The sequence below is a fragment of the Bacillus cereus group sp. MG1 genome, assembly GCF_040460035.1.
Classification (GTDB): Bacteria; Bacillota; Bacilli; order Bacillales; family Bacillaceae_G; genus Bacillus_A; species Bacillus_A cereus.
The window spans coordinates 261282-283818 of the sequence record NZ_JARVGY010000001.1; the positions used below are offsets into that span (position 1 = coordinate 261282).

The following is a 22537-nucleotide window of genomic DNA, read 5'->3' on the forward strand; positions in this document are numbered from 1 at the left end:
CTTCCCCCTATTTTTCATTAAGTGAACTATCTCTTAACCCTAAAGCTTTTAGCATTGTTTGGAACTTAGCTGATGTTTCTGCTAACTCATCTTCTGGTTTTGACTCAGCAACAACTCCAGCTCCTGCATATAAACGAAGTGTATTTTCTTGTACTTCAGCACAACGAATTGTAACAATCCATTCTCCATCTCCATTTAAATCGCTCCATCCTAGCATTCCTGTAAAGAACTCGCGATCAAATGGCTCAATATGCTGTATAGCTTCTCTTGCTTTTTCCATCGGAGTTCCGCAAACTGCTGGCGTAGGATGAAGGGCAATTGCTAATTGTAAAGAAGAAGTATTTGGATCCTTAAGTTCACCTTTCACTTCTGTAGACAAATGCCACATCGCTTCACTATGAATAACTGATGGCTTTTCTGGAACATGTAATGTATGACAATACGGACGAAGTGCAGCGGCAACCGCTTCAACTACTACCGCATGTTCATGTAAATCTTTTGGCGAAGAAAGTAATTCCTCTGCTCTTCTTTTATCTTCTACTGGGTCCTCACTACGTGGCCTTGAACCAGCTAACGGGTTAGAAATAACTTGCATACCATTACGTGAAACAAGTAATTCAGGGCTTGCTCCAATTAGCGTCTTACTGTTCTCTTTTTCATCTTTCGGTAAATTTACAGAAAATGTATAACCATGCTTATTATGCTCTGCTAATTCTCGCAGAAGTTTTTGCTTATCAATCTTTTCGGAAGATTTAACATCTAACGATCTGGATAGAACGATTTTCTTTAAATCACCGTCCTGTATTTTTTCAATTCCTTGCTTCACACCATTCATATATACTTCAGGGTCTGGCACTGGTGTCATTTCAAATGTTACATTCTCATTTGTTTCAAGCTGATTTGTTGTATCCAATTGTAAACGCTCAGAAATTCTGCTATATTCTGGTACGATGAGTTGGACTTCTTTTCTACGATCAAATGGCAAAGCACCCACAACGATAGGATTTGGATTTCCAGCTTGTTTCGCATTACTTAATTTCGCTTGAACAAGCTCTGGGAAACTTTCAATTTCACGATGCTTTACTGTAGTAAACTCTCCTTCTGCTAATATCGTTCGAGTTGGTGAAGCGAAAAAGAATGAAGATTCAGTCTTATAATCTTCTAAAAGTTTTTCTGACAATTCCTTTACAGCTATATGTTCATTCATAATATAATAACCTCCTGAATTTTTATTAAACTCCTAACGTAGCACCGCCATCAACACATAAATTGTGCATTGTAATATGACTTGCTCTATCTGAGGCTAAAAATAACACTGCTTCAGCAACTTCTGAAGGTTGTGCAATTTTTTGTAATGGAATTCCGAGTCTATATGTATTTTGAGAACCAGCAATTATATTTTTAGCTCCATTCTCATCAGCCCATAGTAATCTTTGCATCTCAGTTTCAGTAGAACCTGGAGAAACTAAGTTGCAGCGTATATTGTATGCCGCAAGCTCTAGTCCTAAACATTTCATAAACATCGTCGTTGCGGCCTTTGACGCAGCATACGCAGCCATCTCCATTCTTGGCGTATTTGCCGCATTTGAACCGACTGTAACAATTGCCCCCGATTTTCTTAACATCATATTTTTACTTACCGCTCGGGACATATTGAAAACCCCTGTCGTATTTACAGAGAATGTTTTATTCCAATCTTCATCACTTAACGAATGAATTGGTCCCATACGTAAAACCCCTGCAACATTTATTAAAATATCTATTGGCGCTATTTCATTTGCAATATGATTTACCATGTCTTCAGCAGCGGCGCTATCACTCACATCTAAACGAAACGTTTTCATACGTGTATTGTTTAATTCATTTTGATTTAAGAGTACATTTAACCCCTCTTCATTTTGATCAACCGCAATAACTGTGGCTCCTCTTTCTAAAAACATTTTGGCAACGACACTGCCTATGCCTTGTGCTGCACCTGTTACTAAAACTGTTTTCCCATCAAATTCCCCTAAGTTCATTTTCTCTATCCTTTCACATAAACATTAATTTCATTAAGTAACACCGATGATATTGATTTTCATTATCAGTTGTGTTGTAAAAAATAATACACTTACTAAACTAATTGGTCAAGTGCGCATTACTTTAAAATCCATTTTATTGATAATGTTTTTCATTTACCATCTTACACCGAAATGATAATGTTTCTCAATAAACTTGTCAATCTTTTTTTATTTTTCAGATAAACCATTTTAATGCTTCTTAATAAAATCATATGTAAACGCATTAAAAGTACTTATATTATAAATAAAATTCAAAGTCCTCTTTTTAAAATTGAAGAAACTAAACTAGAGATACGTTCATTTACAATGCTTTATGAAAAACTCAAGTATATATTTTCTCAATATTTTTCTGAAAATATATCTTACAAATACTAATGAATGTCTTTTTTGTCATTTAAGATTTAATATATATTTCGAATACGATGTATCAATTTATTGTATTTCAATATAATCCAAATAGGCATTTCACTCACTTTTACATCTATGAAAATCATAAAAGTAATTTAACCTTGTTAAAATAACTCATAAAAAAAGCATCCTAATTAATAGAATAGGATGCTTTTTCGTAATCATATTGTTATAGAAGATTTATATACTTATGCTACGCTGCGATACTCTTCTTCTTTTTCTTTTTTCTGCTTAGGTGCTTGAATTAAAATTGCGATAATGAATGACACGACACATAATACACCTATTACCATGAACGTTGGTTTGAATCCACCTAGAAGTGCACCGATAAAGGAACCTGCAAGCGCCCCAAATCCAAATCCTTGATACACAATTCCGTAGTTCTTACTATGGTTTTTCATACCGAAGAAATCACCAACAATAGCTGGGAAAATAGTGATATTTCCACCAAAGCAAAACGCTACACTTGCTACACATACGAAGTAAATACCATAATTTAAATCTACAAAACTTAGAACTAAGACTGAACTCGCCATAACAACAAAAGTACCAGTAACGATTTTTAAACGCCCAATTTTATCCGATAACGGTCCTAAAATGATACGACCTAACGTATTGAAGATTGCAACCATAGCCACCGCATTAGCTGCTGTTGCTGCGCTAAGTCCTACAAGTTGAACACCAATGTCTTTTACCATACCAATTAAGTATAAGCCACTCATACATGATGTAAATAACATGATAAATAATAAGTATACTTGTTTTGTGCCTAACATTTCTTTCGTTGTGTATTCCTCAGTTTTTGTTTCATGAACTGCTCCTTGATCTGCAGCTTGATGGATTAAACAAGCACCAATTACAATCATAGCTGTAACAATTAAACCCCAGTATATAAATGCTTGGGATACACCAACTGATTCAATCAACTGTGCGTTAACGTATTTAAAGATTAAGCTACCTGAACCATATGCAGAGACAGAAATACCAGCAATTAAACCTTTACGCTCTGGAAACCACTTTATTAAATTTGATAGTGAAGTGATATATGCTGTACCATCTGCATAACCTACAACAACTCCCGCTAGTACATAAAGTAATATTAGTGAGGATGCTTGTGAACTAAGTATTAATCCTAGTCCTAATGCTAATCCAGCTATCATAATAAGTTTACGAAGTCCCCATTTTTCTTGCAATTTACTCGCAAATAAAGTTGAAAATGCTAAAGAAAGACTAGTAATTGAGAAAGTTATCGCAACAGCGTTAAGACTCCAACCATATTTACTAACTAAAGGCTGATTGAATAAACTCCATGTATATATCGTCCCAAGCCCCATTTGTACTATAACTGTGCCAAGGACAACAAGCCATGGATTAACAGTTGATTTTTTCATACCTTTCCGCCTCCTCTTTCTATTTCAATGCTATTCGCTAAATTTACTTTTTTTATGTTCATTTTGGTCACCTCTTTTGATTTGACACCTTCATTGTATAAGATGTTTTTGTTTATGTAAGCACTTACAAGATAGAGCGTCAAAAACATGGAATCAGTTACAAAAAACGAAGGATGAAATACAAAAAACTACTGATTAAATACAATAGAAAAATTTTTTATACTTCAATCCACCTTATTTTTTATAAAATCACAAATTTTTTTCCAATAAATAAAACTAAATATTCACTAATATATCTATCCGTGGTTTAATATATATAATAAAAAAATATTTCTGTCTTTAATGAGGAGGTACTATGAAAGCAAACGTAGGGGATACTATACTTTTTCAACGAAATAATTTAAAGATTACAGGATCTGTATTAAAACTTTATACTGAATCGGTCTTAGTTGAAATTACAAATGTAAGCGGTGGTACTTTTGAATTTGATCGAACAATTGTAAATCATAAAAACTATAAAGTTTTAAATACAAATACATAAAACAACACAAAATAGCCCCTGCTCAACAGCAGGGGCTATTTTATATAAAAATATTTCACTAGTTTATATACCCTAAAACATTAACAATCTTACTCGCTTTTAAATTGTTAATATGATAATAAATTTCTAAACCTCTTCTCTCTGCTCGTAACACTTTACCCTTCATTTTTGATAAATGTTGTGAAACAGTAGATTGCGGAATATTCAGTAACTCTGTTAATTGTGTTACATTACAAGTTTTTCTCGTACTTAATTCATTTACAATTTGCAGTCGGATTGGATGCGCCATAATTTTTAAAATATCTACATCTTCTTCTGAAACTAAAGTTTTTCTCATTTCACTCGTATATGTTGTCATAAGACATTCCCCTTTTATATGAATTCCATATTCATAAGATCTATTTCCAAATTTTTTAAAACCCTTGATTAAAACTTTCATATAGAAATAAAAGGATTTTAAATTTTTGAAAACAGAACTTACATTCACTTTATTTATTTATTTGGTACATATACATAATACAATGTTAATATGTGCTCTATGTGAAGTTCACATAAATTTATGATGAAGATTTACTTAGCCACTCGCATCCTACTCATCTAATTACCCACTGCATAAAATCATCAGTTATTTTAACACATTTTAGGCGTTTGTATATACTATTTATAAAACAACTTTTATAAAGGGGGGATTCATATGCCTACAGCGTTACAAGAAGAAGTCGAAGAAGCACGGGAAACATATGTCAGTCGTATCATCTTAGTTGGAGGATCCGCTTTATTTTTAGTAGGCGGGGTTATCTCAGCAATTTCAGCCTTTAAAACTTATAATCGTTTGGAGAATACGCCGCCTTCTACAGATAATTCATAGATATTTTATAAAATAAAACGTCGCCTCCAATATGAAGAGACGACGTTTTATTATTCATACATATGACACTAAAAGTATCGGTAGATTCCCTACTCCATTTTCTAAGCTTACTTCACCACAAACCTAGTCTGACTACACCCATCCTTTTGCTTCGTTACTTCTAATACAGCTGGCATTGCGTTTTTCAGCTCTTGAACGTGTGAGATGACACCGATAAATCGGCCTGATTTTTGTAAGTCAATTAAGGCATCTACTGCTTTCGTTAATGATTCTTCATCTAATGAACCGAACCCTTCATCGATGAACATCGTTTCGATAGTAATACCACCTTCATATGCTTGAATGACATCTGCCATTCCTAGCGCTAGGCAAAGTGATGCGTTAAATTTCTCTCCACCGGATAGTGTTTTTACATCGCGTGTTTGGCCAGTGTATGCATCGTACACATCTAAACCTAATCCACTTTGACGGTTTCTTTTTTCAACTCGCTCACTTCGTTTTAAATAAAATTGTCCATTTGATAATTTACGTAGTCGTTCGTTTGCGATTTGAACAATTTGTTCTAAATACTCAATTAAGATGTAACGTTCAAATGATATACGACTTTCGTTATCACCTTTCATTACTTCATATAAATCAACAAGTTCTTGGAAGGCTTTTTCTTCCTCGTGAATTTGTTCGTCAATACGTCTAATGTTTTCATGTAAATCAGAAATATATGTTACCGCATTTTGCGCACGTTGACGTTTTTCTTTAATTATATCAAGATTAATTTCTAGATCTTTTATGTGTTCACCTAAAGATGTAATATCCATATACTCTTTATCTTTTAATTCTGCGTTTAACTCTTCAATTTGTTTTGCAAGTACTTCAAGCGATGAATAATAACCTTGAATTTCTTTTTGTAACATCTCCATCTCGGCATCGCTTAATTTGGCTTCTTTATACGTGAATTGATCTGTAAACCCACTTTGTTCTAGCTCTTTCATAAAGCGTGCAAAAGTCTCTTCTTTCTTTAATTTTGCACTTTCAAATTGATTAGAAGCACCTTTTTGTTCAGCTTGAATACGTATATTTTCATTTTGCCAATGCTGATACGCTTCCTGCACTTTCTTCCATTCGTCCTCCATTAACCTAAGTTCCTGCATAGCTTGATTAAACTGCGCTTCCCAAGCTTGTACTGTTTGTAAGCTTTCTGGAATATTTCGTTTATCATGTTCATATGACGTACGAAGTTGCATACACTCCATTTCTGTACGGTGCTGCATTGTTTCCACTTCTCGTTTTTGTTTCTGAAGTTCTTCTATTTTTTCTTCTACGCTTTTCATGTTCGCAGCAATCTGCTTACGTGTTTCTTCACTTGCTTTTAACGTATTAACGTCTGCTGCTAATTGTTTTCCTTTTTGAACAAGTGCACTATATGTTTCAACTAATTTTTCGGAGTTGTAGCCGCGCTTCACAACTTCTTCTATCACTTGTTCATATTGTAGTTGATAGAAATTCCATTTCTCCTCTACTTGCACATGTAATTTTTCAGCAATGTTCTTCTTATCTCTTAAATCGTTTAACTCTTTTTCATCGATCGCATTACTTTGCTCTGTAGCTTTTTGTGGATGATTCGTACTACCACATACCGGACAAGATTCACCGTCATGTAAATGAAGAGCTAATATACCAGCTTGTTCACTTAACCAGCGGCGCTCCATGTTTTCATATGCACGAACTGCCACTTGCATTTTATTATTTACCGCTTCTTTTTCTTGCTCGAATTTTTGTTTTTCTTGCCAAACATCATATGCTTGTTTTAAAACTTTTGCATCTTCTCGCATATTCGTTAGTTCTTCCACTTTAGCTACATATTGCTCAAGTGCTTGTTCTAATTGCTGCAATTCATCAGACATTCTCTGTTTTTGGTTTGTATGCTCTTCTAGTTGTTGATCTAACTTTTGCATACTTTCTTTTAATTTCCCTATTTGAATTTCGGCATTTTGTAAATTCAGCTTTCTCTCAGCTAATGATTCAATGATCGCTTGTAACTCTTCTAATCTTTGAACAAGTTTTTTAGCCTCTTCTCGTTCAGCTTCTTTATTCTTTACTACTTCATACTTCTCCTGAGCAAGTTCAAAGCTATTCATTATCTGTTCTTGTTTGACGATTATCTGTTTTAACAAACTTTCAGCTTTCTGCTCATTTTCCATCGCTTCTTCATACCATTGTTCAAATGGTAATAAGCGCTTTGCTTGTTCCGCACGTTTAAAGAATTTTTCTTTCCTTTCAATTGCTGCACGGTTCTCTTGTAAAGTGTTATATTTCTCATTCTTTTGTTGTAAATCTATAAATTTCTCATTTACAGATTTTGCTGCATGAAAACGTGTTTCTGCATCCTTTAATTGCTTCGTTTGAACATCTTGTTCTACTTGTAATTGCTCAACCTCTGCCTTATACACGGTTGTTTCTTGTTCTAACGCTTCTACTACTTGATGCGTATTTACATGTTCTTGTGCCACTAATGTCTCTAATAATGCTCCATCACGGATTGGTAATTTAAAAACATTACGGAAATAGAGCTCTCTCTCTTTTTGTTTTTCTTGTAAGACGTCTTTCCATTGTTTTCTCTTTTGATCAAGTAACTCACGCATTAATTTATAACGATCCGTTTTAAAAATACGACGTAAAATCTCTTCTTTGTTTTCCGTCTCAGATGTTAATAGTTTTCGGAATTCCCCTTGGGGTAACATAACAATTTGGCTAAATTGATGTTTACTTAACCCAATTAAATCTTCCACTTTTTTGTTTACGTCTGTTACATGAAAACGATCGACGGCTGGAACGTTTTCTCCATCAATAACTTCATATAATTCTACTGCATGTCCTGTAATAGTCTTATTCCCTTGTTTTTTATGTCCAAGTTGTCGTTTTATTTCATAGCGTTTCCCTTTTAACTGAAAGGTTAATTCAACACTTGTATAAACATTATCATCAGCAAATTGACTTCGAAGCATGCTCGTATCACTACGTTCTTCTCCACTAGCCTCACCATATAACACATAACAAATCGCATCAAAAATCGTTGTTTTTCCAGCTCCTGTATTCCCAGAAATAGCGAAAATACGATGTTCTCCAAGATCTTCAAAATCGATTATTTCTTTCTGTTTATATGGCCCGAATGCTGTCATAATAAGCTGAATCGGTCTCATCCTCGTTCACCTTCCCATTCTTGCACTGTTTGTAATACATCTATAAATAGGCGTTCTTTCTCTTCTGATAAATCTAACCCCTTCATTTCTTTATAGAAAGCCTTTAAAAGAGATAAATCATCCGTTTTATGTCTTGAAACAGTTACTTCATTTGTATCTGTGAGTTCTCGTCTTTGCATCGCTCTTTCAACGTGCATTGCATTTGGATATACAGATCGTATTTTCTCCATTGGCTGTAAGACAGGGTTTTCGTCTAATAATTTTACAAATACGTAATCTTCACTTGCTGGGTGCTGTAATAATTCATCTATTTTTGCTTCTACTGTTCGCATTTTACGACGTGGTGAAAGTAACCTTTTTTCAATTGCTACTTCACCAGTTTCATTCAGTTCTACAATGTAATAACCTTTTTTATGTTTCTCTTCAGAAATTGAATAGGCAAGTGGTGAACCTGAATATCGAATCGTCTCATTACGTACGAAATGCGCTTGATGTAAATGTCCAAGCGCTGTGTAATGAAACTTATCAAAATAATGACTATTTACATATTCAGCACCACCAATTGAAAGTGGTCTTTCTGCATCACTTGTATTCTCCTCCGCTTCTCCTGAAGAAGTTACAAATGCATGTCCAACAAATACATGTCTAGCTTCTTTATCCATCGTTTCAGAGAGCTCATTCATAAAAATGCGCATCGCATCATCATGAGAACGTACGTCTTCATTTTTCAACACGTGCCTTACTATGCTTGGGTCTGCATACGGTATTAGATGGAAGTGAACCTCTCCATATTCATCATTTAGTACGACAGGTTCATACGGGAATTGAAATTGACCTGCAATATGTAATCCTTGTTTTTTCATTAAACTACTTCCAAAATGGATACGATCCGGACTATCATGATTACCAGCTACCGCAATAACTGGTGTTTGTAAATCAATAACTATTTTTTGCAGCACATCATTTAATAAGTCTACTGCTTCTGTAGGTGGAATTGCTCGGTCATATAAATCCCCTGCAATAATTACAGCATCTGGTTTTTCTTCTTCAACAGCCTGTACAAACTGATCTAATACAATCTTTTGGTCTTCAGTCATATACACGCCATGAACAAGCTTACCTAAATGCCAATCCGCTGTATGAAATAACTTCATATTTTTCTACTCCTTTTAATTTACTGATTTTAGTGAAACGAGTTGATAGTTTATTGTAGTTTTTCCGTTCTCCCACTCTAGCTTCAATATCGTTGCACTTCCAATTCTTTCTTCATTTGATTTATATAAAGGCAATATTTCTTGAACTGTAAATAAGTGATAACCATCCAATATTAATTGAAATATATTTTCTTCAATATGTAATCTTACTTCTTTTTCATTTGAAATAATTTTTGTGTGCATCTCAAATTTCATGATAGATACAACCCCTTTTTATAATCTCTACATTTTAATAGTATAGTGGCTATGCAAGATTGACAAGTACATACACAGCAAAGTACACACTTTTCTATTGTTATATACTTCATGTATTTTATATAAAATACGGTATGTGAAATTTTATATTTTCTCCAAAATAAAAATGCCTATTATGACACCTTTATTTTTGTATAAAGTCTTTCATTACATAATATAAAACGGTAATTAAAACGATTGCGACGAAAAATGAGAACACTGCGACAATGTAGCCATCTTTATTTAATAAAATACAGAATGAAATAGATATTATAAAAATCGGAAATACGAGACGTACTTTATCCTTCACTTCTTCTGTCGTATCTGTATGATGAAAATACTGCGTTATTCCTATCATTAAAAAAGACAAAATAATAACCGACAATAGTAAAGGTCCTGGCATTCCGATTTCTCCTTTCTCTATTTCTAATTCAGTGTAAAATTTTTTATTACAATTGTACGATTTATTTTTTCTTCAAACACACTTTTAGAATTGATAATGAACATTTCACACCTATATAATAGCGCTTTTATCATTATAACTTCAAATAATTACACTTACAGTAATGTTGTAATATTCCCCCTCAGTCTCTGAAATCCTGCAAAGATAACTCGTCAAAATATGCAGTGACCAAATTAATATTTACCGTCAACTTTTGACAAAATTTATAAAGGACATTTCAGTACATATCAAGAATTAAGAATAAGAAGATATGTAAGGGAGGATGCATTATGACTGAACAAGTTTTATTTTCTGTTAGTGAAAACGGCGTTGCGACAATTACTTTAAACCGTCCAAAAGCACTTAATTCTTTATCTTATGACATGTTACAACCTATCGGACAAAAACTTAAAGAGTGGGAACACGATGAGCGTATTGCACTTATCGTGTTAAAAGGAGCTGGCACAAAAGGTTTTTGTGCAGGCGGCGACATTAAAACTCTTTATGAAGCGCGTTCCAATGAAGTGGCATTGCAACATGCAGAACGTTTTTTTGAAGAAGAGTATGAAATTGATACATATATTTATCAATATACAAAACCGATTATTGCTTGTTTAGATGGAATTGTAATGGGCGGTGGTGTCGGTCTTACAAATGGTGCGAAGTATCGCATTGTAACTGAGCGTACGAAATGGGCAATGCCAGAGATGAATATTGGCTTCTTCCCAGACGTCGGAGCTGCACATTTCTTAAATAAAGCGCCTGGATATACAGGACGATTCGTTGCTTTAACAGCATCTATTTTAAAAGCTTCTGACGTATTATTTATTAATGCTGCTGATTACTTTATGACATCTGATTCATTACCAGAGTTTCTTACTGAACTTGAAAGTGTAAATTGGCATAAAGAAGATGATGTACATACTAATTTAAAAGAAGTTATTCGTACATTTGCAACTGCTCCAAACTTAGAAAGCGAGCTTGCTCCTTCATTAGAAGTAATCAATTCACATTTTGCTTTCGATACAATGGAAGAAATCATCCATTCATTGGAGAAAGATGAAAGTTCCTTTGCTCTAAAAACGAAAGAAACACTGTTATCAAAATCCCCTATTTCACTAAAAGTAACATTAAAACAGTTTATTGATGGAAAAGATAAATCCGTTGAAGAATGTTTCGCTACGGACCTTATACTTGCTAAAAATTTCATGAGACATGAAGATTTCTTTGAGGGAGTACGCTCCGTTGTCGTTGATAAAGATCAAAATCCGAATTATAAATATAAACAGTTAAGTGACGTTTCAGAAGAAGATGTGAATCGTTTCTTTAACTTACTTAATGCATAAAATGAAATTGTCATGAGGGGATGTTTTGTTCATCCCCTACCTAACTTCTTTGCTTCAGCTAAATCTTGTGCGGTGAAAATCTTACTACCCGCAAATAGCGGTATAAAATCGAAGCTATATAGTAGTGTAATTACAGCTACTATATAGCCTTTTTTATTTAATTATTTTTAACAAAATTTAATTTTATTAAATCCATTTTTGTGCTACACTGATTTTAATCAAATATTCTAAAAATAAAAAGGAGGGGCGGCTATGATAGAAAATTATCTTCTTTTCATCATTATGTCTATTTGCCTTATCATTTTACCTGGTCCAGATACAGCAATGGCTACGAAAAATACATTGGTTGCTGGTAAAGTCGGTGGAGTGAAAACAGTGTTTGGTACATGTATTGCACTATTAATTCATACTTTAGCTGCTGTAATTGGTCTTTCTGCACTTATTGTAAAGTCAGCTCTTTTATTTTCTATTTTCAAGTACGTTGGGGCTCTATATTTAATTTATATTGGTATTAAAGCCCTTTTAGCAGTAAGAAATAAAGAAGGCATTGATACGAACGATATATCTTTGAATAATGAAGATGAACACACCTCTTGCTTTCGACAAGGGTTTCTTACGAATTTATTAAACCCTAAAGTTGCAGTATTCTTTTTAACGTTTTTACCGCAATTTTTAAATCCAAATCATAATACGTTTATCCAACTACTCGTAATGGGCCTTACTTACCTCGTTTTAACAGCCATTTGGTTCGCTTTTTATATATTTTTAATTGATAAAATTAGTGCTTTTATGAAAAAACCGAAGACGCAACGTTATATTCAAGGGCTAACAGGAGTCTTCTTAATTGGTTTTGGTATTAAACTTGCTTTTAAAAAAAGTAATTAACAAGATGAAAACCACCACTATTAATAGTGGTGGTTTTCATTTAATAACTAATTTGGCTGTTTATTTTATATTAAAACCAGCGCTCAGTTACAACTTTTTTACGTGTATAGAATTGAACGCCATCTGTGCCATTTGTACCTAAATCACCAAAGAATGACGCTTTATTTCCTGCAAATGCGAAGAATGCCATTGGTGCTGGAACATTTACGTTTACACCGATCATACCAGCATCGATATTATCACGGAACGTTTGTGCATGTTTACCGTTTGATGTATAAATAACTGCACCATTTGCAAATTTAGATTGATTTGTTAGTTTAATACCTTCTTCTAAATCTTTAACTCGTACAATGCTTAATACTGGAGCAAAAATCTCATCTTGCCAAATTTTCATTTCTTGATTCACGCCATCAAAGATTGTCGCACCTACAAAGTAACCTTCTCCAACTTCTTCATTAATTTTACGGCCATCTACTAATAAAGTTGCCCCATCTGCTACACCGCTATTAATGTAGCCTAAAACGCGCTCTTTATGAGATTCACGGATTAATGGTCCAACATAGTTCTCTTCGTTAAAGCCATCGCCTACTTTTAATTTTTTCGTTTCTGCTACTAATACATCAATGAATTCATCAGCAATTTCATCCACTACTGCTACTACTGAGCATGCCATGCAGCGCTCTCCACTACTTGCAAATGCAGATCCAATTACACCTTGTACTGTTTTCTCAAGATTGCAATCTGGCATTACAATCGCATGGTTTTTCGCACCTGCTAACGCTTGTACACGTTTTCCGTGTTTCGTACCTGTTTCATATACGTAACGAGCTACCGGCTCAGAGCCAACGAACGAAACAGCCTGAATATCTTTATTTTCTAAAATGCTATTTACAACATCTTTTCCGCCTTGTACTAAATTTAATACGCCTTTTGGGAAACCTGCTTCATAGAATAATTCTACAAGTCGCTCCGCTAAAAGTGGCGTTCTTTCAGATGTTTTTAATACGAATGTATTACCGCAAGCAATTGCAAGTGGGAACATCCATAACGGAATCATCATCGGGAAGTTAAATGGCGTAATACCAGCAACAACTCCGATTGGGTAGCGCCAAATCGATCCATCAATTCCGCTAGCGATATTCGGAAGTGCTTGACCCATCATTAAATTTGGCGTAGATGTTGCAAGTTCTACCGCTTCAATACCACGTTGCACTTCACCTGTTGCATCCGTTAGCGTCTTACCATTTTCTAGCGTAATGATTTTTGCAAGCTCATCTTTATTTTCTTGTAATAGCTGTAAATATTTATATAAATTTCTTGAACGATTTGGAACTGGTACTTTAGACCATGTTTCGAATGCTGCTTTTGCCGCTTCAACAGCTTTTTCAACATCTTCTTTTGGAGATAGTGGAACGTAAGCGATAATTTTTCCAGTCGCTGGATTTGGAACTGCTTCTACTTCCGTACCTGTCGATTCAACCCACTCACCGTTAATGTGATTTTTTACTCGTTTAATTTCAGTTGTAATCATTGTATTCTCTCCTTTGTATAATTTATTTTTGATTAGAAATTAATTGCTCGCTAACTTTCTTATATAAAGCAGCCATATCGTTTTCACCATATCCAGCTTGACTCGCTTCGTCATATACGTTTAATAACATTTCGCTTACCGGTAAATGGAGTTCGCTTTCCTTAGCTAAGTCAACTGCAAATCCTAAATCTTTTTTCAATAAGTTCACAGTAAATCCTGGCTCGTAGTTTTCAGGCGCTATAAAACTTTTATAATTACGTTCATAAATTCTACTTTGACCGTAACTTACATTTAAAATATCAAACATTTTATCTAAATCCATATTGTTCTTTTTCGCTAATGTTAAAGCTTCACTCACACCAGCTGTATAAAAACCAATTAATAAGTTATTAATTAACTTAACAGTTGTACCACTATCAATCTGCTCACTAACGTGGAAAATGTTCGCGCCTAGTACGCCCATGATAGATTCCGTTTTCTCATATACCTCTTTTGATCCACCAACCATAAACGTTAATGTACGGTTTTCGGCTCCGATTACACCACCGCTCACAGGTGCTGCTAAAAAGTCTACTTTCTTTTCCTTTGCAGCTTCCTCTAACTGTTTGTTTAACTGCGGCGATACCGTACTTGTATCAATGAAAACTACATTCGAGTGACCATTTTCAAATAATCCTTCTGCTCCAAAATATACCGCTTCAACAGCGCGAGGTGAAGGTAAACTTGTAAAAACTACATCACATGTTTCTGCTAGTTTTGAGATTGATAGACCGATAATTCCGCCTTCTTTTTCAAAGGACGCTTCCGCCTCTTTATTTAAGTCCACGCCATATACTGTGTAACCTGATTTAACTAGATTTTTTGACATTGGAAGGCCCATGTTACCTAAACCGATAAAACCAATCTTTTTCATATCGCTTTCCTCCTATTTACACAATATATTTCCCGCGATTTATAATAGCTTTCGCAATTTCTCTCTTCTTCGTAAATACGTTCGTGTATAAAGGCACTAATAATTGACGGATTTCAGCTAAAATCACATGTCTATCTTGTTCTTTTGTGACAGCTGCTGAAAGTACAGAAATCGCCGCTTCTTCTACTTTACGGTATCCTTCTTCACAAATAACATCCGTTATGAGTTGCTTCGTACGTTCTTTTTCCTCTCCATTTTTACGTACTGCTTTTCTCGTACGTAAAAACGCTGATTCCATGATGTACACGTCCGTCAACATATTTGATATTACACGTGAATATTCTTGTTCTTGGTCAATTTTTAGACCTGGAGTTTTAGAGAGCGTTTTCAAAGATTGTTTCAACAATTTTTTCGCTAATAAAATGTAACGATGGTTTCTTTCTACATTTGCTACATTACTTTCTACTTCAGTGTCTTCTAATTGTTCGATTTGCTTCATTAACATTTTAGCAACTGTTAATCTATTAATTTCGTTCGTTCCTTCAAAAATACGACTAATTCTTGCATCACGATATAATCGTTCTACCTCATACTCTTGCATATAACCGTAACCACCATGAATTTGTACAGCTTCATCTACGATATAAGCAAGTGTTTCAGAAGCATTTACTTTATTCAGTGCACATTCAATTGCAAATTGGGACATTTTCTTCATAAGATCTTCATCGCTCTCATGAATTGCTTCATCGATTACACCTGCTGTACGATAAGCTGCACTTTCGGCTCCATATGTAGCAATAATCATATTTGCAATTTTCTCTTGAATCATCGTAAAGTCTACTAATTCCGTTTGGAACTGTTTTCGCTCTTTTCCATATTGAACCGACAAACCAATTGCTTGTTTTGCTGTTCCAATATTTCCAAAAGCAAGTTTAAGTCTAGCAAAGTTAAGAATATTAAGGGCTACGTGATGCCCTTTCCCAACTTCCCCTAAAACATTTTCAGCAGGGATGACAACATCTTCTAAAATAAGAGTCGCTGTTGAAGAACCTTTAATCCCCATTTTCTTTTCTTCTAATCCAATAGATACACCTTCACATGTTCTTTCGACAATAAACGCTGTCATTCCTTTATTTGTCTTCGCAAAAACAACGTATACATCTGCCATATGAGCATTTGTAATCCATTGCTTCTCACCATTTAACTTCCAAGCTGTTCCCTCTTCATTCAATACGGCGCTTGTTTTTGCACTTAATGCATCCGAACCAGCATTTGGCTCCGTTAAAGCATAAGCCCCAATCCATTCTCCCGATGCGATTTTCGGTAAATATTTTTCTTTTTGCTCTTTCGTTCCATAATATATGTAAGGCAATGTACCGACACCAGCGTGTATATTAAAAGAAACGCTAAACGCACCAGCGTACCCCATTTTCTCTGCTACAAGACCTGAGACAGCCTTTCCTAACTCGAACCCGCCATAATCTTCTGGTACCTCAATGCCTAATAATCCAAGTTCCCCAGCTTTCTCAAATAATTGACGAGAAACTTTATAGTTATGTTGTTCAATATTCTCCATTTGTGGAACAATTTCTTGTTTAACGAATTGTTCTGTCGTTTTTGCGATTAAATCTTCATCACCTGAAAAATCTTCTGGTGTAAAGTAAGTATGATTTATATCTTTATTAAGTGAAAAAAATTCATCCCATGGTAACTTCGTTTTCTCCATATGTATCCCCCTATCATTCGGCTTTCATAGCTTTTTGCTTATGCTCGTCTACGATGAGTGGAATATCTTTTTTGAAAATAGAAGGCGATGATTTTTCACATCAAGCATTTTATTTTGCCAAAGATGTATTTTCATCGCCTTCGCTGCTTTATCTATTGATCTTCTGATAATACTGTTTTTGCAATACCAGTATCTAACTCTTCAAAGTCATGATATGAAATTGTTTCGTATAATTCACTTCTCGTTTGCATATTAGAAAGTGCATCTTTTTGAGAGCCTGTTTCTTTAATTAAAGTAAACACATTTTCATACGCTTTCGCTGCAACGCGAAGTGAAGTTACAGGATAAATAACCATTTGGAAGCCCATATTCGCAAATTCCTCTGCACTATAATATGGAGTTTTTCCAAATTCAGTCATATTCGCAAGCAAAGGTGCATTTACCTTACTATTAAATAGACGGAATTCTTCCTCTGATTGAAGCGCTTCAGGGAAAATTGCATCTGCACCTGCTTTTACATATGCATTTGCTCTTTCAATTGCTTCATCTAATCCTTCAACGCCGCGAGCATCAGTACGTGCTACAATGTATAAGCTCGGTGCAACTTCTTTAATCGCTTTAATTTTTTGAACCAATTCTTCTGTAGTAACAAGTTTCTTACCATTTAAATGTCCACATTTTTTTGGTAATTGCTGATCTTCAATTTGGACAGCTGCTACTTTCGCTTCCACCACTTCTACAGCTGTTCTCGCCACATTTAGTACACCACCAAATCCTGTATCAATGTCAACAAGAACAGGTAAGTCTGTAGCTCTTACTAAATCTCTTGCTCTCTCAGCCACTTCAGTAGACGTCACGATACCTAAATCTGGTAAGCCTTTACTTGCAGTATAAGCAGCTCCTGATAAATAAAGAGCTGAAAAACCTGTATTTTTTGCAACTAAAGCCGCCATTGCGTCATGAGCACCTGGAATTTGCAAAATTTCATTTGCTTCTACTAAAGCTCGGAATCGATTCGCAAGCTCCTCTTGTGTTGACTGCTTTTTCACAACCCAAGCCATTCTAAATTCCCCCTATTATTAAATTAAGAATAGATCTACAAATTCGTTTACATTCATATTTTCTAGTTTTTCTTCATTTAAACAAACTTCATGAATTTGTTCTTGTTGCTTACTAGAATAATGACCTGCCATATTTGCAGTGAATTTTTGAACAACTTTTGGAATTGCTTCGTCTCTACGGAAGCGGTGACCAAGTGGATATTCACATTCCACATTTTCTGTTACTGTGCCATCTTTAAAGTGAACTTGAACAGCGTTGGCGATTGAGCGCTTGTTCGGGTCAAGGTAATCTAAACTGTACTGTTTGTTTTCAACAACAACCATCTTATTACGTAATTCATCTACACGTGGATCGTTTGCTACTGCATCTTCATAATCGTCTGCAACGATATCTCCTTTTAATAAACCAATTGCCGTAATGTATTGTAAGCAATGATCACGATCAGCTGGGTTATTTAATGGACCTTCTTTATCAATAATACGAATTGCTGATTCATGAGTTGTAATTGTAATACGGTCAATTTCATCTAATCTCTCTTTAATTTCCGGATGCAACTTCACTGCACATTCTGCAGCCGTTTGTGCATGGAATTCTGCTGGATATGACACTTTAAATAATACATTTTCCATTACATATGACTCTAGTGGTCTTGCTAATTTTAATTCTTGTTTATTGAATAATACATCTTGGAATCCCCATCCTGGCGCAGATAATGCTGTTGGATAACCCATTTCACCTTTTAGAGCAGTCATTGCAAGATGAACACCGCGGCTCGTTGCGTCACCTGCAGCCCATGATTTACGTGAGCCCGTATTTGGAGCATGACGATATGTACGAAGACTAGAATTATCAATCCACGCATGTGATAATGCATTAAAGATTTCTTCACGTGTTCCGCCAAGCATTTTCGCAACTACTGCAGTTGTTGCTACTTTTACATATAATACATGGTCAAGACCAACTCTGTTTAAGCTGTTTTCTAAAGCAAGCACGCCTTGAATTTCATGTGCTTTAATCATCATTTCTAATACTTCACGTACTTTTAAAGCTTCTTTTCCTTCTGAAATACGAACACGGCTAATATAATCTGCAACTGCTAAAATTCCGCCTAGGTTATCAGATGGATGTCCCCACTCTGCTGCAAGCCAAGTATCGTTATAGTCTAACCAACGGATCATACATCCGATATTAAATGCACCTTTTACTGGATCTAGTACATAAGACGTACCTGGTACACGTGTACCATTTGGCACGATTGTTCCTGGCACAACTGGTCCTAGTAATTTCGTACATTCTGGATATTGCAGTGCTAAAATTCCACATCCAAGTGTATCAAGTAATACGTAACGAGCTGTACTGAATGCTTCTGCACTAGTAACCTCTTTATTTAATACATAATCGGTAATCTCTTCTAATAATGCATCTTTTTGCTTAATTTCATTTGTTTTAATCATGCTATTCTTTCCTTTCTGTCGAAAATTCGTTATTATTAATGATGGGTGTCGGTCAAACACCCATCTGGCGGGCGGCGCTAACAACTCCCCAGTTGTTCTTATTTACTAAGTACATGTCGCTCGCCAATATAATTTACACGTGGACGGAACAAACGATTATTTGCATGTTGCTCAATAACGTGCGCACATAACCCCACTGTTCTAGAGCTAAAGAAGATTGGTGTGTAAAGTTGAATTGGAATACCTAGCATCCAATATACTGGAGCTGCATAATAATCAAGATTTGGATAAATTCCTTTTTCTTTTTCCATAATCTTTTCTCCAGCTTCACACATTTCATATAGTGTATAATCACCTTTTACATCACATAACTGTTTTAAAGCTTCCTTCATCATAAGTGCTCTTGGATCCATCTTCTTCATATAAACACGGTGTCCAAAGCCCATAATTTTTTCTTTGTTATATAGTTTCTTCTGTAATAACTCTTCAAATTTCTCAACATTACCAGCTTCTAAAAGCATGTACATAACCGCTTCATTTGCACCGCCATGTAAACTTCCTTTTAAAGATGCAACTGCACCTGTTAGAGCGCCGTATAAATCTGATTGTGTTGATGCAATAACGCGAGCTGTAAATGTAGAGTTTGGCATTTCATGCTCACTATATAAAACAAGGGAACGATCAAAGATCTTTTCCTCAAGTTCAGTTGGTTTTTTACCAGTTAACATATAGAAGAAATTCGCACTATAAGATAATTCTTTAAGAGGTTCAATTGGCTCCTCATTATTTAAAATATGATAGCTATTTGCTACAATGTTTGGCACTTTACTTAACAGCTTGTACCCTCGGCTTTTATTCACTTCTAACGAGCGGTTTTCGATATCATTATCGTAACCAGCTAACGCTGACACACCTGTACGTAATCCATCCATGGGATGCGTCTCTTTAGGCAATGCCTTTAGTACGTTGAATACACCTTCTGGTACTGCATATTCTTCTTTTAATTTCTTTTCAAGTGTTGCTTTTTCATCTTCATTCGGTAGATGTTCCTCCAATAAAAGGTGCACAATGTCTAAATACTCTTTTGTTTTTGAGAGTTCGATTAAGTCATACCCTTGAATTACAATTTCACCTTTTACTGTGTCAAGAAACGAGATTTTCGTCTCCGCTGCCACTATACCATCTAATCCCGGGGAAAATTTCTCTTCAGCTTTCATCATTATTTCCTCCAATCCTAATAGATCTTCGTGCACATAACTGTAAGCCTTTACAATATTGTGAAACTACATTTCTATTTCAATGTATCAGAGTTTTTAGAAGATTTCAATTTATTTTATAATGATAAGTTTCCTACACTTTTCTTACTGTAACAATACAATTTTTTGAAAATAATTCTTATATTTTATAAAGAAAGGATAGACTTCTTTGCGTATTTTCAAAAACAAAATATAAAGATTTTTCATATAACACCGCCAAATATACAATTATTCTAATTTTATTTGAGAAATAGAAAAAACGAGCTGTACATAAATACAGCTCGTTACTATATGATATTTATTTCACTATCTCTTAAATATAATTTTTATATAAAACTTATTCATTTTTAATAAAGTTATTATTTTACATAATTAAATTGAATTTCTTCCATTTCCTCATGATAACTTACAAATAAATCATAGTTTTGAAAATACCAAAGATCATCACAATCTACAAAAAATATAATACCTTCCTTCTCAACTGACACTATTTCGCCATCGGGTCTCTCAGCAACAACCCCTAAAGAATATCCGGGCTGAATTGAACTATCCCCTCCGTACCTTACAGTAAAACGTACAGATTCACCGTGCTTTATACGTAATTCTTCCTGGAACCATTGCAGAGCTTTACGATCAATTGAAATTCTCATCTTTATTCCTCCAGTTTATGCAAACTCTTTTTTTCCTAATCGTTGTTTTACAAAAAAGACGAAAATAATTAAGGCTATCAATGCTGAAATTGCACTCCCTGAAAATAAAATACGATAACCAAACATTTGTGAAACAACTCCAAGTAAAATAGCGCCTAACCCGATTCCTAAATCAAACGCTGTAAAAAATGAAGCATTTGCAACTCCTCTTTTACTCGGATCGACAATTGTAAGCATTGCCGCTTGCAAAGCTGGCTGCGCTGAACCAAATCCAATACCGTATAATGTTGCTGCGATAATTACACCTATCAAACCATTTGAAATAGTTAAAACAACTATAGCTAAAATAGTAATACATAATGCTGGAAGTATGATGAATACTTCTCCATACTTATCTAATAGTTTCCCTGAAATTGGTCTTACAATTGTTAATGCAATTGCATATACAAGAAAGAAAGTTCCCGGATTCACATGAATTGATGATGCAAATAACGGTAAAAAGGTTGTTATTCCTCCATATGCAAACGATAAAAAGAATACTACAATCGTGATTGTTAATACAGATTTCTCAAATAGCTGCATCTTCCCTTTTTCTTTTTGTGGTGTAAATGGCATCTTCGTTATTAATGATAATACGACTGCCATAAAAGATAACAACGTCGCTAATAAAAATAGACCATCAAATGAATAATTTTGCACAACCCATAGTCCAATCATAGGTCCGATCGCCATTGCAATTGTCATCGCCATCCCGTACCAACCCATACCTTCACCGCGGCGTGAATCTGGAATAATATCCGTTATTGCTGTTCCAACAGCTGTTGTAGAAACAGCCCATGTTACTCCGTGAATAACACGTAAAACAGCTAAAAGGACAATAGTCGATGCTATATTATAGGAATACATCGTTAAGCCAAAAAAGATGAGTCCGAAAATAATAAAGGATCTTCTACCATATTGATCTAACATTCCTCCAATAATCGGTCGTATTACAACAGCAGCTATTGTAAACATCCCCATCATAAGTCCAACTTGCGATTCATTGCCACCTATCTCTTTAATAAAGAGCGGGAGCGTTGGAACAAGTAAATAAAATCCTGTAAATAAAAATAACATTGCGAAAGTCATTTGAATAAATGATTTCGTCCATAATCGTTCCATAAAAATACCTCCATACACTCGTAAAATATTACGATTAACACCTTCATTGTATATTTTTTTTATCTCTTTTCCCTCCGCAAATAGACGTATCTTTTCATATTAAATAGTCCACCATCAGCTTACATTAGTCTTAAGACTTTGTACGCATGTTTTAAACAAAAGTCCTATATAATATGTACCTTTATATGTGTGAAAAGA

At 34.8% G+C, this 22537-nt stretch carries 20 protein-coding genes; 4 read left to right on the forward strand and 16 right to left on the reverse strand.

The genetic code is table 11. The features are described from left to right. Nucleotides 1–7 precede the first annotated feature (7 nt). The 3 genes from dhbC to QCI79_RS01240 all read right to left on the reverse strand — a co-directional run bounded on the left by dhbC (nucleotide 8) and on the right by QCI79_RS01240 (nucleotide 3859). Nucleotides 8–1207, reverse strand: a complete 1200-nt coding sequence (gene dhbC, locus QCI79_RS01230; protein ID WP_001002073.1) for an isochorismate synthase DhbC — start codon at nucleotides 1205–1207, stop codon at nucleotides 8–10. Between the two features lie 25 nt (nucleotides 1208–1232). Next, complete coding sequence (gene dhbA, locus QCI79_RS01235) at nucleotides 1233–2018, reverse strand: 2,3-dihydro-2,3-dihydroxybenzoate dehydrogenase (protein WP_001048428.1); 786 nt, start codon at nucleotides 2016–2018, stop codon at nucleotides 1233–1235. A gap of 638 nt (nucleotides 2019–2656) precedes the next feature. After that, entirely contained in the window at nucleotides 2657–3859 is a 1203-nt protein-coding gene (locus tag QCI79_RS01240) for an L-lactate MFS transporter (protein WP_000750126.1), read from the reverse strand. A 355-nt stretch (nucleotides 3860–4214) separates the two neighbouring features. Between QCI79_RS01240 and QCI79_RS01245 the strand changes: the two genes are divergently transcribed. Beyond that, nucleotides 4215–4400, forward strand: coding sequence for a YkvS family protein (locus QCI79_RS01245; RefSeq protein ID WP_000646793.1), 186 nt, complete (start codon nucleotides 4215–4217; stop codon nucleotides 4398–4400). Nucleotides 4401–4458: 58 nt separating this feature from the next. On the opposite strand, the gene QCI79_RS01250 is transcribed toward QCI79_RS01245, so the two are convergent. Beyond that, nucleotides 4459–4758, reverse strand: coding sequence for an ArsR/SmtB family transcription factor (locus tag QCI79_RS01250; RefSeq protein ID WP_000214801.1), 300 nt, complete (start codon nucleotides 4756–4758; stop codon nucleotides 4459–4461). Between the two features lie 336 nt (nucleotides 4759–5094). Here QCI79_RS01250 and QCI79_RS01255 point away from each other — a divergent pair, with 336 nt between their 5' ends. Further along, nucleotides 5095–5268, forward strand: a complete 174-nt coding sequence (locus tag QCI79_RS01255; RefSeq protein WP_001141667.1) for a hypothetical protein — start codon at nucleotides 5095–5097, stop codon at nucleotides 5266–5268. Nucleotides 5269–5375: 107 nt separating this feature from the next. Here the strand turns inward: QCI79_RS01255 and QCI79_RS01260 are convergent, their stop codons facing one another. From QCI79_RS01260 to QCI79_RS01275, 4 genes are all read right to left on the reverse strand, one after another. Next, a complete protein-coding gene (locus QCI79_RS01260) occupies nucleotides 5376–8465 on the reverse strand; it encodes an AAA family ATPase (RefSeq protein WP_001247418.1) in 3090 nt (1029 codons plus the stop codon). Continuing rightward, on the reverse strand, nucleotides 8462–9619 hold the full coding sequence (locus QCI79_RS01265) for an exonuclease SbcCD subunit D (RefSeq protein ID WP_000765148.1): 1158 nt from the start codon (nucleotides 9617–9619) through the stop codon (nucleotides 8462–8464). The genes QCI79_RS01260 and QCI79_RS01265 overlap by 4 nt, the downstream gene beginning before the upstream one ends. A 15-nt stretch (nucleotides 9620–9634) precedes the next feature. Further along, on the reverse strand, nucleotides 9635–9874 hold the full coding sequence (locus tag QCI79_RS01270; RefSeq protein WP_000667346.1) for a DUF2584 family protein: 240 nt from the start codon (nucleotides 9872–9874) through the stop codon (nucleotides 9635–9637). Nucleotides 9875–10058: 184 nt separating this feature from the next. After that, nucleotides 10059–10316 (reverse strand): hypothetical protein, encoded by a 258-nt coding sequence (locus QCI79_RS01275; protein ID WP_001119404.1) that lies wholly within the window; start codon nucleotides 10314–10316, stop codon nucleotides 10059–10061. 329 nt (nucleotides 10317–10645) lie between these two features. Here QCI79_RS01275 and QCI79_RS01280 point away from each other — a divergent pair, with 329 nt between their 5' ends. Continuing rightward, nucleotides 10646–11701 carry an enoyl-CoA hydratase/isomerase family protein gene (locus QCI79_RS01280; RefSeq protein ID WP_000139774.1) on the forward strand — a complete coding sequence of 352 codons (1056 nt, stop codon included), beginning with the start codon at nucleotides 10646–10648 and terminating at the stop codon, nucleotides 11699–11701. A gap of 252 nt (nucleotides 11702–11953) precedes the next feature. After that, nucleotides 11954–12586 (forward strand): LysE family translocator, encoded by a 633-nt coding sequence (locus QCI79_RS01285; RefSeq protein WP_021727527.1) that lies wholly within the window; start codon nucleotides 11954–11956, stop codon nucleotides 12584–12586. Between the two features lie 70 nt (nucleotides 12587–12656). Here QCI79_RS01285 and QCI79_RS01290 read toward each other — a convergent pair whose 3' ends face one another. The 8 genes from QCI79_RS01290 to QCI79_RS01325 form a co-directional block, all read right to left on the reverse strand. Continuing rightward, nucleotides 12657–14117, reverse strand: a complete 1461-nt coding sequence (locus QCI79_RS01290) for a CoA-acylating methylmalonate-semialdehyde dehydrogenase (protein WP_000633347.1) — start codon at nucleotides 14115–14117, stop codon at nucleotides 12657–12659. 22 nt (nucleotides 14118–14139) lie between these two features. After that, nucleotides 14140–15030: an NAD(P)-dependent oxidoreductase gene (locus tag QCI79_RS01295; RefSeq protein WP_000719411.1), complete on the reverse strand. Its 891-nt coding sequence runs from the start codon at nucleotides 15028–15030 to the stop codon at nucleotides 14140–14142. 16 nt (nucleotides 15031–15046) lie between these two features. After that, nucleotides 15047–16756: an acyl-CoA dehydrogenase family protein gene (locus QCI79_RS01300; protein ID WP_000415997.1), complete on the reverse strand. Its 1710-nt coding sequence runs from the start codon at nucleotides 16754–16756 to the stop codon at nucleotides 15047–15049. 152 nt (nucleotides 16757–16908) lie between these two features. Continuing rightward, nucleotides 16909–17817 carry a methylisocitrate lyase gene (gene prpB, locus QCI79_RS01305; RefSeq protein WP_021727526.1) on the reverse strand — a complete coding sequence of 303 codons (909 nt, stop codon included), beginning with the start codon at nucleotides 17815–17817 and terminating at the stop codon, nucleotides 16909–16911. An 18-nt stretch (nucleotides 17818–17835) separates the two neighbouring features. Beyond that, complete coding sequence (prpD, locus tag QCI79_RS01310; RefSeq protein ID WP_000598123.1) at nucleotides 17836–19272, reverse strand: 2-methylcitrate dehydratase; 1437 nt, start codon at nucleotides 19270–19272, stop codon at nucleotides 17836–17838. A 98-nt stretch (nucleotides 19273–19370) separates the two neighbouring features. Further along, nucleotides 19371–20492, reverse strand: a complete 1122-nt coding sequence (gene mmgD / locus QCI79_RS01315) for a citrate synthase (RefSeq protein WP_001987369.1) — start codon at nucleotides 20490–20492, stop codon at nucleotides 19371–19373. 395 nt (nucleotides 20493–20887) lie between these two features. Beyond that, nucleotides 20888–21178, reverse strand: coding sequence for a HesB/YadR/YfhF family protein (locus QCI79_RS01320; RefSeq protein WP_001222844.1), 291 nt, complete (start codon nucleotides 21176–21178; stop codon nucleotides 20888–20890). A gap of 15 nt (nucleotides 21179–21193) precedes the next feature. Then, nucleotides 21194–22339: an MFS transporter gene (locus QCI79_RS01325; protein ID WP_000440665.1), complete on the reverse strand. Its 1146-nt coding sequence runs from the start codon at nucleotides 22337–22339 to the stop codon at nucleotides 21194–21196. Nucleotides 22340–22537 lie beyond the last annotated feature (198 nt).